Origin of the sequence: Sorangium sp. So ce693 (assembly GCF_051521375.1) — a bacterium.
Lineage (GTDB): Bacteria > Myxococcota_A > Polyangia > Polyangiales > Polyangiaceae > Sorangium > Sorangium atrum.
Map to the genome: position 1 here is coordinate 687407 of NZ_CP150347.1, position 13644 is coordinate 701050.

Below are 13644 nucleotides of genomic sequence, written 5' to 3' on the forward strand. Positions count from 1 at the left end.
GCGGCGTAGGGGAGGGCGCGCAGCGCGGCCGCCGGGATCAGGGACGCCTCCGTTCGGTCCGCATGCGGGGGAGCCGCAGTAAATCATCTTTACGGGGGCCCGGGGACGCCGCTTCGGCGGGTGTGGCCGAGTGCCCCATCGGCGAAGCCATGGGGCGTCTCTGTCGGTGTCGTGCGGGTTTCATGGGGCGCTCCGGCGCATCGGAGCACCTTTCCATGTTTGTCAGGGATGGCACGCTGTCTGCTTGAGCGCGGGCATGGGCGCGGCGAGGCCGCGGAGCCGGGGCAGGAGACATCATGTCGCGCATCGAGACCACGGACACCTGGAGCGGCACGGACGGCGGCACATGGGATCTCGATGAGGGGTTCGGCGAGCCCGCGCGCAGCGCGCACTACCAGGACGGGGATCTCGTCGCGGGCAAGTACCGGCTGGTCCGCAGGATCGGCGAGGGGGCGATGGGCACGGTCTGGGTCGCGACGCACGTGGCGCTCGGGTCGGAGGTCGCGATCAAGCTGATGCGGCCCGAGCTCCGGTCGCCGGAGCTCGCGGAGTACTTCGTCCGCGAGGCGCGCGCCGCGGGCCGGCTGAACCACGCGGAGGTCGTCAGGATCTTCGATCTCGGCGAGACCGCGGCGGGGGACCCCTACCTGGTGATGGAGCTCATCGAGGGCGAGTCGCTGAGGAGCGCGCTCTCGCGCGAGGCGGCGCTGACGCCGGAGCGGGCGATCGCGCTGCTGCTCCCGGTCGCGGGCGCGATGCACGCGGTGCACGAGAAGGGGGTCGTCCACCGCGACCTCAAGCCGGACAACGTGATGCTGGTGCGCCACGGCGGCGGCCGGCTCCAGCCGAAGATCGTCGATTTCGGCGTCGCGAAGATCGTCTCCGAGCGCGAGGCGAGCCAGGCATCGGCGGCGTTCGAGGTCTTCGGCACCCCGGACTACATGCCGCCGGAGCAGGTCCTCGCCGTCCCTGACATCGATCGCCGCGCCGATGTCTGGTCGCTCTGCGCGATGCTGTACGAGCTCCTGTCGGGCCGGCCCCCGTTCTCATCAAGGAACGCGCTGGACGGCCTGCGGGCGGTGCTGCAGGACGCGGTGCCGTCGCTCGTCGACACGTGCGGCCTCGACGCGGAGCTCTGGGCGATCGTGGAGCGCGGGCTGCGGAAGGAGCCGTCCTTGCGCTGGTCGAGCATGCGCGAGCTCGGCGAGGCGCTCGCGGCGTGGCTCCGGGCGCGGGGCGTCCGGGAGGACGCGCGCGGCGTGTCGCTCGAGGGCGAGTGGCTTCCTTGCGAGGAGCCCTGTGTGCCTGCGGGCAGCGGCGCGACGCCGCGCGTTTCCTGGATGGAGGAGCGGAGCCGGCCGAGCCGCCGGTGGTCGTCGCGCCGCCGGGTGCACCGGGGGTCCCGGGGCCGGCCACACGGCGAGCAGGCGGCCTGCCCTTGAGAGCCGATGAAGCGGACGGCGCCCGCCGTGCGAGCGCGGGTCACCGCGAGGGCTGACCCGTGCGCAGCGGGCCACCACGCGAGGTGGGCCACAGCATGCAATTGGCCGCCGAGCCCGGGATCGTGAAGACATCCATCCCGTGCTCGAAGGTCTGCACGAAGACCTCGAGCTGGCCGTCTCCGTCGAGATCACCCACCGCCGGCGCGGCGGGCGCGCCGTTGCCGTTGCCGTTGCTGCCGGGGTTCGGCAGGGGCACGTCGTGCAGGACCGCGCCGTTCGCGCCGAGGATCACGAGGTTGCCCGAGTCGAGCACGTCGGGAGCGCCATAGGTCGCCAGCAAGACCTCGGGTGATCCGTCCTGGTTCAGGTCGGCCACGGTGGCCTCGGTCGCGAACATGATCGATTTGCCGTGCATGTAGTTGTATCGCCACAGGAGCGACGCGTCGGGGCCGAACGCATAGAGGTAGCCGTCGTTCATCGGGACGATGATCTCGGGCCGCGCGTCCCCCTGGACGTTCACCGTCGTCGGCGAGGGCACGCCGCTCGGCGGGTAATAACCGTCGATCGCGAGCGGCCTCTCGCCCCGCGGCAGCGTCTCCCACCCGGGCTTGCGCATCGCCGATCGGCTGCCGTCGCCGTGCGCGCCCTCGAGCACCATCACCGCATACGCCTGCGTCTCGTAGGGCTCGTGCATCTCGACGTTCGGTATGCCGACGACCTCGTTCCGCCCGTCCCCGTCGAGATCGACCACGTTCGGTGGCGACGCGGTCCACTGAAGCCACTCGGCGAAGCTCGGGTGCGGCCACGTCCCGGTATGGAGATGGTAATGGTCGCCCTCCACCTTCGGATCCGCCCAGCGGATGAACTGGCCCCAGGTCAGCGGCTCGTCGGCGAAGGCCTCCTCGCGATTCTTGAAATACGGCGCGGCGTCGATCGCCACGCCGTCGTGGTCGAACGCCTGGATATGGTGGTTGTCGTAGGTGGCCAGGATCTCGAGCTCCGGGTCGTCGTCGATATTGCCGATGCCGACGTTGAGCCCATAACACCCGTACCCCGAGTGCCCCATACCGTTGCGATCGGCGTCGTTCCCCGGGCCGCTCTGGTTGTTGTACCGAGGCCAGGCCGCGAAGGCGGTGCCTGCGGGGCGATAGAGCGACCCATCCGCGCTGAAGACGAAGACCTGCGCGCCGCCGTCCTCGGTTGTCGCGGTCTGGGTCGTCGTCGCCACCACCTCGATGGTGCCGTCGCCGTCGAGATCCGCCGCGGCGAGCCCGCGCACCTCGGGGGCGCTGCCGGCCGTGGTGGTGTCCGCCGGCCACCCGGCTTTCGGCGAGAGCCCGTCGTTCCATTCGAATGCGAACACCTGATGACCGTTGCCATAAACGATGTCGATCGCGCCGTCGCCCTCGAGGTCGGCGACCACGTGCGGCGCGTAGATCCTGTCCTCCCCGACCTCGGCGCGATCGATCTCCTTCCCGTGCGAGTCGAAGACGAAGAGCGAATAGTAAGCGGCGATGAGCTCGTTCTGACCGTCGCCGTCGAGGTCCATCACCACAGGAGACGCGTACCAGCTCGTCTGCCCGGGCAGGACCATCCGGTGCTCGGGCGCCTGCACCTCGCCGGCGCTCGTGCCCACCTCGCAGATCGGGTTGCGCGTGCCGCCCGTGCTGCCCGCGCCGCCGCCGGCGCCGCTCGCGCCATCCCCGATCTCGCCCCCGGCGCAGGCTGCCGCGAGCAGCGCGAGGAGCAACGCCGCGCTGCCGAGAGGCCACCCACCCCGGCCGGTGCGCGCGGCCCATGGTGAAGGGTGCGGGTGCTGAGGTCCGGCGGCGAACCCGCGACCGGAACGGCACGGGTGGTCCTGGGTAACCATGGGTCCTCCGGGGAATGCGCCCGCGGGCGACGCCCGCCGGTGGAAAAGGACAGGAGCCAAGCTCATCGAGATTACCAGGAACCTTCAGAGCCGGGGATACGAGAGTCCACCCGAGGGGAGATGCACCGGATTACTGTGAGGGTGGTTGTCCAGAGCAGGGTGTGGTTCGTCGTCCGGGGGTGCGCCCCGCCCCTCGAGCAGGGATTCGCGTGCATCGGCGAGCTCGTCGAGCTCGTCGAGCACATTGCGCCCCTGCAACCGCAGTGTTCACGACCGTATCGGCACGCGCGTGAAATACCAGACGTCGAAGAGCACGAAGCCGAGCGCCGCCAGCGCCAGCAGCCAGGTCCACTCGACGTGGGCGTCCGGCTGTCCCGCCGCGCTGGAGACGGCGACCTCGCCGCCCCCCTCCGCGACGAGCGGCCTCGGCGTGAGGTCGCTCTCGGCGACGCTCGTGAGGTTCGCCGGCACGACGACGGACCCGGCCTGCGGTCCCTGCCAGGCGAGGCGGTAGAAGCCGGCGCGGGGCGTCTCCGCGATCACCGCGACGCCTGCGCGCTGCGCGACCTCGAGCCGCTCGCCTGCAGGGCCGGTGGCCTGGAGGTCCCGCGCGGTCGCGGGGACGCTCACGCGCAGCGGCTCGCCGGTGCGCGCGGGGCCTGTGATGCCGTGGGCGCGGTGGGCTCGCGCCTGCTCGATCAGGTTGCGCACGAAGAGCACGAAGGACGCCTTGAGCGGCCAGTCGCTCTCGCCGACGTCGAAGCCGAGCAGCGTGCCTGTCCTCGAGGCGGTGGAGATGTCGGTCGCGATCGTGCCCTCCTGGGCGCGGATCAGCTCCTGCGTCGCCGCTTCCGGCTTGAGGGACGAGGCCACGCGGAGGTTCACGCCGTCCAGCGTCAGGAAGCGCAGCCGCGGATCCGCCGTGTCCCACGACGTGAGCGTGGGGCGCTCGAGCGTCTGCCCGACGAGCGTGCCGGCGCAGCGCCCGGGCGGCGGGTTCACGATCAGCAGATCGCCCCCCGGAGGATCGGGCGGGCACGCGCCGTCGATCACGACGAACGTGTCGGGATCGAGCCCAGGCTTCCCGAGCAGATCCGCGAGCGCGCCCGAGGTCACGGAGGTCATCGGATCGGACGCGAGCGCCCGCTCGAGCCAGACGGAGCCGCCGGAGGGCGCTCCCGGCTGCGCGCCCTGGGCGTCGCCGCCCTGGCCCGTGCCGGCCGACGCGAGGAACACCGGGAGCTTGTCGCCGGCCGGCACGCGCCCGTAGGCGACGTCGTCGAGCGGCATCGCGTCGCGCGGCGAGAGCTCGAACACGAGCCCCTTGCGGTAGTCGCCGGGCGACGGGCGGAACGTGACGACGACCGGGAGGCGCTCGCCCGGCTTGACCAGCACCCGCCGCGAGCCGAGCACGTCCGACGCGTTGTCCTGCCGCATCGTCACGTACACGTCGCGCGGCTGCGCCCCGAAGTTCGCGACCACGAGGAAGGCCTGCACCTCCTCGCGATGCTCCGACCGCTCGCCGTCCGCGCCGCTCGCGCCGCTCACGTCAACCGCTGCGCTCCCGGAGCGCACGTCGACGCGGACGATGGCGGCGTTGTCGACCGGATCACCCACGGTGATGACCTCCACCGGCAGCGACGCGCCGCGCAGCGACGCGGGGCGGGCGAGGTTGCCGTCGGTGATCGCGACGACCCGGCGGGCGCCGCCGAGCTGACGGAGCCGGTCGATCCCGAGCGCCACCGCGGCCCCGAGATCGCCCTCGACGTCGCGCGCCGCGATGGGGTCGATCGCCGCCTTGAGCCGGACGAGATCGCGATCGAGCGCCGCGACGAGGCGCGCGTCGCGCCCCGCCTCGACGATCAGCGCGTCGCTGCCCGGGGCGAGGCCGGAGAGGAGGTCCCTGGCGAGCTGCTTCGCGAGCTCGACGCGCGTTGTCGCCTCGCCGGCCGGCCCTCGAGCGGCCGCGGACATCGAGGCGCTCGTGTCGAGGACGATCGCCACGTGATCGCCGGTGAGCTCGCGCCCGCGCGAGGCGGGGCGGGCGAGGGCGAGCGCGAGGAGCGCGAGCGCGAGCGCCTGCAGGACGAGCGGCAGCTGGGCGATGAGCTTCCTGAACGGCGCGCGCGCCATGAGATCGCGCTGCGCGGCGGCCCACAGCCACGTCGAGGGGACGCGCCGGCGGCTCCGCTTGATCTTGAGGATGTAGAGCAGGACGAGCGGGCCGAGCAGCGCGAGCAGCCACAGGCCGCCGGGCGAGAGCAGCGCGAGCGGAGCGCCCGCGGAGGCCTGTGCGAGCGGGGCGGCCACGTCAGTCGACGCCCCTCGCGACGAAGCGGCGGACGGCGCCCTCGAGCGGCTCGTCGCTCCGCGCGCGCACGTACGTCGCGCCGTGGCGGCGGGCGAACGCGCGCAGCGCCTCGCACAGGCCGGCGAAGCGGGCCGCGTAGGCGGCGAGGGCCGCGGCGTCCAGGGTCACGTCGACGAGCGCCCCGGTCTCGGCGTCCTCGAGCGTCAGGTCGCCCTCGAAGCTCGGCTCGAGCTCGTCGGCGGCGACGACCTGGAGGGCCGCGACGTCGTGGCCGGCCTGCGCCGCGCGCCCGAGCGCGGCGGTGACCGGGCCGGGGTCGAAGAAGTCGGAGACGACGCAGAGGAGGCCTGGCCGGGCGCTCTGCCGCACGACGGCGTCGATGGCGCGCGCGAGGTGCGTCCCGCCGGAGGCCCTCACGCCGTCGAGGGCGCGGAGGAGCGCGGCGAGCCCCGCGCGCCCGCGCACCGGCGCGTGCTCGCGGGCGATGCCGTCGCCCGCCACGAAGAGCTGCGCGCGCTCGGAGCGCGCGAGCGACATGTAGCCGATCGCGGCCGCGAGCCGGCGGGCCGCGTCGAGCTTCGTCGGCTCGCCGAAATCGAGGGACGCCGACGCGTCGCACACGATGCGGGCGATGACGTCCTCCTCGGCGCGGAACAGCTTGAGCACCGGCTCCCCGGTGCGGGCGTAGGCGGCCCAGTCGATCCGCCGCATGTCGTCGCCGGGCGCGTACGCCCGGTGCTCCTTGAACTCGGCCGAGCCGCCGCGGCGCCGCGCAAGGTGCTCGCCGGCGCCGCCGGAGCGGGCGCGGATCTCGAGCCGCCGCTGGAGCACCTCGAGCTCACGGACGAAGCTCGCGCCGAGGAGCGGCCCGGGGGACGAGGGGACCATCGAGAGGAGTAGACATCGGCGCGGGCGGCGGTGCCAGCGGGGTCGCGGACGAGCGGCGGCCCGCGCTCGCCAGGGGCGCCGGCCGCGCCCGGCCCGCGCTCGGCGGGGGTGCCGGCCGCGCCCGGCCCGCGGTCGCCGTGGTCGCTCCGCGCGCCGAGACAGACCGCCACGGTGGGGCAGAGCACCCCGTTCGCGCTCGGCGTGGCCGACAGGACCCCCCGTCCGCAGGCGCGCCGCTGCGCCGTGGCTCGCTTTATGCGAGCCAGCGCGGTGGTTCAGCTGTCTGTGCGCCGGCCCGGCCGGCAGAGCCGCCGAGCGCCCCGTACCGATGTGTCACCCGAAAGGAGGCACCGTGAAGGCCCTGGTTTTCCACAAACCTTCGGACGTCCGCGTCGAGGACGTCCCGGATCCCCGGATCGAGGAGCCCACCGACGTCATCGTGCGCGTCACCGCGACAGCGATCTGCGGCTCGGATCTGCACATCTACAACGGCTTCTTCCCCCAGGCGAAGCCCATGGTGCTTGGCCATGAGTTCATGGGCGTCGTCGAGGAGGTCGGCCCGCAGGTCACGAAGCTGCGGAAGGGCGACAGGGTCGTTGTCCCGTTCCCCATCGCGTGCGGGCGTTGCTTCTTCTGTCAGGCGGAGCTGCCCGGCCATTGCGAGAGCTCCAATCCCAAGCACTACGGACCCGAGGGCGGCACGCTCGAGGGCAAGGGCGGCGCCCTCTTCGGGTACACGGACCTCTACGGCGGTTACAACGGGGGGCAGGCCGAGTACGTGCGCGTCCCTTACGCCGACGTCGGACCACGGAAGGTGCCTGAGCGCCTCACCGACGAGCAGGTCCTGTTCACGACCGACATCCTTCCCACCGGGTGGACGGCGATCGAGTGGGCCGAGCTCAAGGGTGGAGAGACGGTCGCCGTGTTCGGATGCGGGCCTGTCGGCCTCGCGACCATGAAATGCGCATGGCTCCGCGGCGCGGCGCGCGTCATCGGCGTCGATCGGGAAGAGTACCGCCTGACGAAGGCCCGCGAGATCGCCAAGGCCGAGACCGTCAACGTCGACAAGGTTGACGCCGTCGAGGCGATCCGCGCGATGACGGGCGGGCGAGGCGCGGACGTGTGCGTCGACGCGGTCGGGATGGAGGCCCACCGCGGCCTCCTCGAGAAGGCCTCCAGCGCCCTTCACGGCCAGGTCGGGACGATATCGGCTCTCCGGCTCGCCCTGAGCGCCGTGCGCCGGGGCGGGGTCGTGCCGGTCGTGGGGGTCTACGGCGTGCCCTACGACAACTTCCCGCTGGGCCAGATCTTCGACAAGGGCCTGAGGCTCCAAGCCGGCCAGGCGCCGGCGCACAACTACATCGACCGGATCCTCAAGCACATCGAGGACGGTCACCTCCGGGCGGACGACATCATCACCCACCGCCTGCCGCTCTCGCGCGCCCCGCAAGGCTACGAGATCTTCAACAAGAAGCTCGACGACTGCGTCAAGGTCGTCCTCAAGCCCTGACGGAGGGCGCAGATCGCCCCCTCCGGCGCTCGTCCGGCGCGCCGTCATACGGCCTCTGTCCTTCGAACACCGCCATCACGGCCCCTCGTCGGAGCCCGATGCGCCGCCGGTCGATCCGGCGCTCGGGAGCGGCCCACGCGCTCGGGCGGCGCGAACGCGCGAACCATGGCCCGCCGCGCGCCCCTGACGCCTGACACCGGCGTCAGGGGCGCGCGGCCGCGGTGCTGTGTAATTTATTGAATTCATGTTGGTTTGTTCAGGGTATGGCGCTTGCTTGGCGCCGGACCTCGGCGAGCGCCTCGCTCGCTTGCTTGGCCACCCGCGATGGCCTCTGATCGCACGGAGGGAGAGCTCCCGATGGCTCGAGATCTGCGCTCAACTCGAACGCTCCTTCACCCCTTGTGGTTGGGAGCCCTGGCGCTCCTCGTCCTCAACGATCACGCCCTCAAGGGCTCCGGCCTGCTCCCCGGGTGGTTGACCGGGAAGCTCAGCGACTTCGCTGGGCTCCTGGTCGCGCCCGCGGTCCTCGCCTCGCTGCTCCGCGTGACCTCGCGCCGCGGGTTCCTCGGCGCGCACCTCGTCGTCGGCGTGGTCTTCTCGGCCATCAAGCTCGCTCCGGAGGCCGCCCGCGCGGTCGAGGGGCTCATGGCGCTCACGCCGCTCCCGTGGCGGATCACCGTCGACCCGACGGACCTCATCGCGCTGCCGGTCCTCCTCGCCTCGTACCGCGTGCTCGGCGAGGCGATGGCGCGGCCGGAGCCCGCGCGCCCGGTCGCCCACCGCCTGGCGCTGATGGCCGGCGGCCTGTCCTGCGTGGCCACGAGCTACGATCCGCCTCCGTGCGGCGAGGCCGAGGGGTGCGCGCCGCCGCAGCCGCAGGAGCTCGCGTCGCTCGTGATCGGCAACACGACAGGGACCGAGCAGCTCATCCGCGTGCGGCGCCTCCGGGAGTCGGTGCGGGTCGACTGCGGCGTCGTGCTGGACGACCCGACGGGCGCCCTCTCGCGCGATCTGTTCGCGAACGCCGAGACCTGGCTCATCGCGCCCGGCCGCGCGCTCCCGCTCGGCAACGCGGGGTGTGACGCCTACCTCATCGACGCCGACGGGCTGCCGCTCACGCTCGTCGCCTGGTCCGCGACGGACTTTCCGGAGCAGCTGCTCGTCACGTCGACGGAGAACCCGCGGCCGGATCGGATGATCGTCCTGCAGCGCGCCGGGGCCAGGCTCGCGCTCGCCGAGCACCCGGCGGTGTTCCCGGCGCCTCCCCTCGAGACGCCGTCGCCCGCGAGCGCGTGCGGCGTCCACGCCACGGGGAGCGGGCTCGACTGGACCATGCCCGTCCCCGGGGCGGGGGTCCTCACCGGCGTGACGTCGTCTCCGGACGGCTGTCATGCCCTCACGCTCGAGCGCGGCGAGACGTTCTTCCTCTGCGCTCCTGCCGAGGCGATCCCGTTCAGCGAAGGCGACGTCCTCCGCGTGAGCTCCGTCGCGATCGACCGCGGCAGCTACCCGGAGCTCCCGCGGGACCAGCTCGCCTTCGCGCGCGGCATCCACATCGAGAGCGCGACGCACGCCGTGCTCGCGCTGCGGGGCAACGTGCTCGCCCGCTGGTCGATGGTGGGCCGGCAGCCGGCCGCCGATTTCTCGGCCGATCTCTCGCCGCTCGCGGGCTGCGACGCGTTCCACGACGCGTGCGGAAGCCTCGTCGAGCCGCTCGAGGCGTCGCTCCTCGGCGAGGGCGTCTCCGGGGTCGTCTCGCTGCGGCCCGGCGAGAGTGCGGAGCTCGCCGAGGGCGCCGGTGCGCTCTTCCTCGTGCGCGCCGACGACATGCCCGTGCGTGACGCGGAGTGCTTCACCGTTCCCATCGATCAACCCCGCCTGCTCGAGTCGGTCTTGGTCGCCGCCACCGCGGCGCCGTAGGAGGTCACGCCATGAAGCTCCGCATCCATGATGTCCTCGCGCTCGGCGCCGCCGCCGCGTTCGGCGTGGCCGGCTGCGCCGATTCCGGCGACGCAGCACGCGGCTTCGCCGCACCCACGGACCCCCCGGGCAGCGTGGGCGTCTCCCAGGGCGGCGCCCAGGACTTCGGCCTGTTCCGGCAGATCCTCGAGGACGGCGAGATCCCCGGGCCGGACACGCTCGACGACGTCGGCTTCTTCGCCGAGCACAAGCTCGATTACCCGGCAGCGACCTGCGGCGAGGACGTGTGCATGCACGGGCTGCTCGGGATCATGGGCAACATGATCAGCGGCTCGCCCTGCACGCTCATCCAGATCGGGATGAACTCGCCCGTGGATCTTGGCGCGCTCGAGCGGCCGCCGCTGCACCTCGTCATCGCCGTCGACACGAGCGGCTCGATGCAAGGCGACCCGATCGCCTACGTCAGGGCGGGGCTCGTCGAGATGATCGACGCCCTCCAGCCGACCGACCGGATCTCGCTCGTCCGTTACTCGGATACGGCTGAGGTCGTCCTCGAGCAGGCCGAGGGCTCGGACAGGGAGGCGCTCACCGAGGCGTTCGAGGGCCTGACCGCGCGGGGGTCGACCAACCTGTACGAGGGGCTCTTCACCGCGTATGCGCTCGCCGAGCAGCACCTCGATCCGGCCTGGCAGAACCGCGTGATCTTCCTTTCCGACGGCGTGGCCACGGCCGGGCTCACCTCGCCTCAGCGGCTCGTGTCGCTCGCGGCCGGGTACGCGGAGAAGGGGATCGGCCTCACGGCCGTCGGCGTCGGGGCCGAGTTCGACGTCGACGCGATGCGCGGGATCAGCGAGGTCGGCGCGGGCAACTTCTACTTCCTCGAGGACCCGAAGGCGGTGGAGGAGGTCTTCGCCGAGGAGGTGAAGACGTTCCTCGTGCCCTTGGCGCTCGACGTGGAGCTCGACGTCGCCGTGGGCGACGGCTACGTCGTGCGCGGCGCGTACGGCACGAACGGCTGGCAAGGCGGCGAGAGCGGCGGCGCCGTGCACATCCCGAGCCTCTTCCTCGCCGGCCGGACGAGCGCCGCGGAGCCCGTCGGCTCCGGCCGGCGCGGCGGCGGAGGCGCCATCCTGCTCGAGCTCGTGCCGAAGCCCGACCAGCGAGGCGTCGAGGAGCCGCGCGCCGTGGGCAGCCTCGCGCTGTCGTGGCGGCACCCGCTGACGGGCGAGGCGCACGCGCAGGAGGTCGACATCGAGGCGCCGAGCGCGCCCGACGCGCCGCCCGAGGCCGGCTATTTCTCCGGCGACACCGTCGAGAAGGGCTTCGTGATGCTGAACCTCTTCGCCGGGTTCAAGCTCGCCGCCCAGCTCGCCGCGGACGCCGACCCCCGCACCGCGCGGCGCACGCTCGAGGCGCTGCGGCCGAACGTCGAGGCGTGGCTCGCGGATCATCCGGACCCCGACGTCGAGGACGACCTGCGCTACGTCGATCTGTTCATCGAGAACCTCATCAGGGCGGAGGCGAACGTGCAGCCCTACACGCCGGCGGATCCGCCGAACCCCTGGCCCGCGGACTGAGCCCCGAGCGCCCGTCGCGCCGGCGGACGAAAACGACGCTGGCGCCGCGCCCGTGGCCCCCCTTTCACATCGAGCTCCCTCAACACGCGTCTCGACGTCTCCACGTCTCCACATGCGGCCGGCGTGCCCGCGTGCCCGCGTACCCCACAACGCATCCCGTGCGGCGCAAACGTGCGCCGCGGAGATGTCGCTTCCTCGCGGCAATCGCCTTGTGTAGGATCGAATTTTCGCGGCCGTCGAGGAGGAGAGTGCGCCTATGCGAAGATCCATGTTGTTCGGGTTGGCGAGCATCACCGTCTGTCTCACGGCCGCTCTTCCGGCGAGCGCGGGTGTCCCGGAGTGCGGCAACATTCGCTTCGAGGGCCTGTCGAACTGCGAAGTGCGCGTCACGGGCGAGTGCTCCGCGGGCTGCAGCGAGCTCGGGATCTACAAGACAGCGTGCGCCACGAAGCTCGTGCAAGTCTGCAAGACGGAGTGCACCCTCTCGGCGGACGCGGGCTGTACGGACAGCTGCACCGAGCAGTGCAGCGGTGAATGTGACCGCGGCGTCGCGATCACCTGCTCCCACAACTGCTTCAAAGAGTGCACCACCACGCGGGACGTCGAGTGCTCCGGCGCCGTCGATGCCGTCCAGTGCGCCGCCACGTGGGACGCGAACTGCGACAGCGAGTGCGACGCGCAGTGCGTGACGGTGGACGGCGACTGCTACCAGCACTGCATCGAGTGCTGCGGCGGCTCGTGCACGGCCGACGCGAACATGGACTGCCAGACCACGTGTCAGAATGAGGAGTTCGAGGACTGCGAGCACGAGTTCCGCGCGAACTGCGATGCTTCCTGCAGCGGCGACGGCGCGCTCTTCTGCAATGGGAAGTACATCATCTCCGGATCGCAGATCCCCGCGTGCGTGAACGCGCTGCTCGCGCAGGGCGTCAGCGTGGAGGCCGAGGCGGAGGTCACCATCGGTCCAGATGGCATCGACGGGAACCTCTCCGCCGGCATGTGCGCCTTCAGGCCTGCGAGCAAGGCCTCCCTCGCCGCGCCGTTCGCCGCGCTCGCGGCCGTGGCCGGCTGGCTCGCGCGGCGCCGCAAGCGTTCATCCCACACGTCGAGCTGATCGACCCCAGATGAGCGTGCGGCCGATCCCCGAGGCGCTGCTCTCGCTGCTCCTCCTGTGCTCCGCAGGTTGCGGGAGCGACGCGGACTCGGCCGATGCGCTCGTGGTGGTCGGCCTCACGACGGATATGGCGGTCGGCTTCGATATCGAGCGCGTCGAGAGCACCACGAAGGTGGATGGCGTCGTCACGCGCACCGAGCGCCTCTCGTATCGGAGGGGAGAGCTGTCGCTCCCGGCGGAGCTCGAGGTGGGGCCAGCGCGGGACGGCGCGGAGGTCGAGCTATCCATCGCGGCGTTCCGCGACGGTGAGGCCTCTCCCATCCTGACGCGGAAGGCCGCGACCCGCGCTGCCGGCGGACGGAGCGTGCTCCTGCCCGTCTCGCTCGACGAGGCGTGCTGCGCGACCTCCTGTGCGGCGAGCGCGACCTGCGCGGCGGGGGCGTGCGTCGACCCCTTCATTGCCCCGTCCGCGCTCGACGACCACGACCCGCTGTGGATCGCGTCGGCGAGCGACGCGTGCAAGACGCCGTCCTCTGGCGCGCCCGCGGTCGTGATCGGGCAGGGGCAAGACGCGTTCACCTCGCTGGAGCATGGTGAGGTGGTGCCGATCGAGGCGGGCCCTCAAGGGGGCCACCACGTGTGGCTCGCGCTGCGCGTGACCGGCCTCCGCCAGATGGGCTCGCGCCTGACCGTGGAGGGGTACTTCCCCGAGCTGGAGTTCGAGCTCCTTCCGTTCACTGCGCAGGTCACGCTGCACAAGATCGGAGAGGGTCGCTGCGAGATCGATGGCGTGCGCTTCCAGGTGGACCGGGGGCTCCCTGTCGAGACCATCCGGGGGCAAGCGCTCGACATCGAGATCTCCCTGGAGGACCCGAACGGCGACGTCGGGACGGCCACGCAGCGGGTCGTCATCTCTCCCTGACACATCCGCTGTCGGAGCGGCCCTACGAGGTGTCGACTGCGTTGCCGGATCGACGCGGCCCCCTCGCGAGGGGGGCGCCGGCACGTC

The 13644-nt window shown here is 72.2% G+C and carries 9 protein-coding genes; 6 read left to right on the forward strand and 3 right to left on the reverse strand.

From position 1 onward, the window contains the following. The first annotated feature begins 296 nt into the window (after nt 1-296). Nucleotides 297-1442 (forward strand): serine/threonine-protein kinase, encoded by a 1146-nt coding sequence (locus WMF14_RS02700; protein WP_437798601.1) that lies wholly within the window; start codon nt 297-299, stop codon nt 1440-1442. A gap of 40 nt (nt 1443-1482) precedes the next feature. Here the strand turns inward: WMF14_RS02700 and WMF14_RS02705 are convergent, their stop codons facing one another. The 3 genes from WMF14_RS02705 to WMF14_RS02715 all read right to left on the reverse strand — a co-directional run bounded on the left by WMF14_RS02705 (nt 1483) and on the right by WMF14_RS02715 (nt 6514). Further along, entirely contained in the window at nt 1483-3192 is a 1710-nt protein-coding gene (locus tag WMF14_RS02705; protein WP_437798602.1) for an FG-GAP repeat domain-containing protein, read from the reverse strand. 390 nt (nt 3193-3582) lie between these two features. Then, nucleotides 3583-5625 carry a vWA domain-containing protein gene (locus WMF14_RS02710; RefSeq protein ID WP_437798603.1) on the reverse strand — a complete coding sequence of 681 codons (2043 nt, stop codon included), beginning with the start codon at nt 5623-5625 and terminating at the stop codon, nt 3583-3585. Between the two features lies 1 nt (nt 5626). Continuing rightward, nucleotides 5627-6514 (reverse strand): DUF58 domain-containing protein, encoded by an 888-nt coding sequence (locus WMF14_RS02715; protein ID WP_437798605.1) that lies wholly within the window; start codon nt 6512-6514, stop codon nt 5627-5629. 352 nt (nt 6515-6866) lie between these two features. Here WMF14_RS02715 and WMF14_RS02720 point away from each other — a divergent pair, with 352 nt between their 5' ends. From WMF14_RS02720 to WMF14_RS02740, 5 genes are all read left to right on the forward strand, one after another. Further along, a complete protein-coding gene (locus WMF14_RS02720) occupies nt 6867-8024 on the forward strand; it encodes a zinc-dependent alcohol dehydrogenase (protein WP_437798606.1) in 1158 nt (385 codons plus the stop codon). 399 nt (nt 8025-8423) lie between these two features. After that, entirely contained in the window at nt 8424-9944 is a 1521-nt protein-coding gene (locus tag WMF14_RS02725) for a hypothetical protein (protein ID WP_437798607.1), read from the forward strand. An 11-nt stretch (nt 9945-9955) separates the two neighbouring features. Beyond that, nucleotides 9956-11521: a vWA domain-containing protein gene (locus WMF14_RS02730; RefSeq protein WP_437798608.1), complete on the forward strand. Its 1566-nt coding sequence runs from the start codon at nt 9956-9958 to the stop codon at nt 11519-11521. Nucleotides 11522-11777: 256 nt separating this feature from the next. Next, the gene (locus tag WMF14_RS02735; protein ID WP_437798609.1) at nt 11778-12635 is read left to right on the forward strand and encodes a hypothetical protein; all 858 of its coding nucleotides are present in this window, start codon (nt 11778-11780) and stop codon (nt 12633-12635) included. 10 nt (nt 12636-12645) lie between these two features. Beyond that, nucleotides 12646-13557, forward strand: a complete 912-nt coding sequence (locus WMF14_RS02740; protein WP_437798610.1) for a hypothetical protein — start codon at nt 12646-12648, stop codon at nt 13555-13557. The last annotated feature ends 87 nt before the right edge of the window (nt 13558-13644 follow it).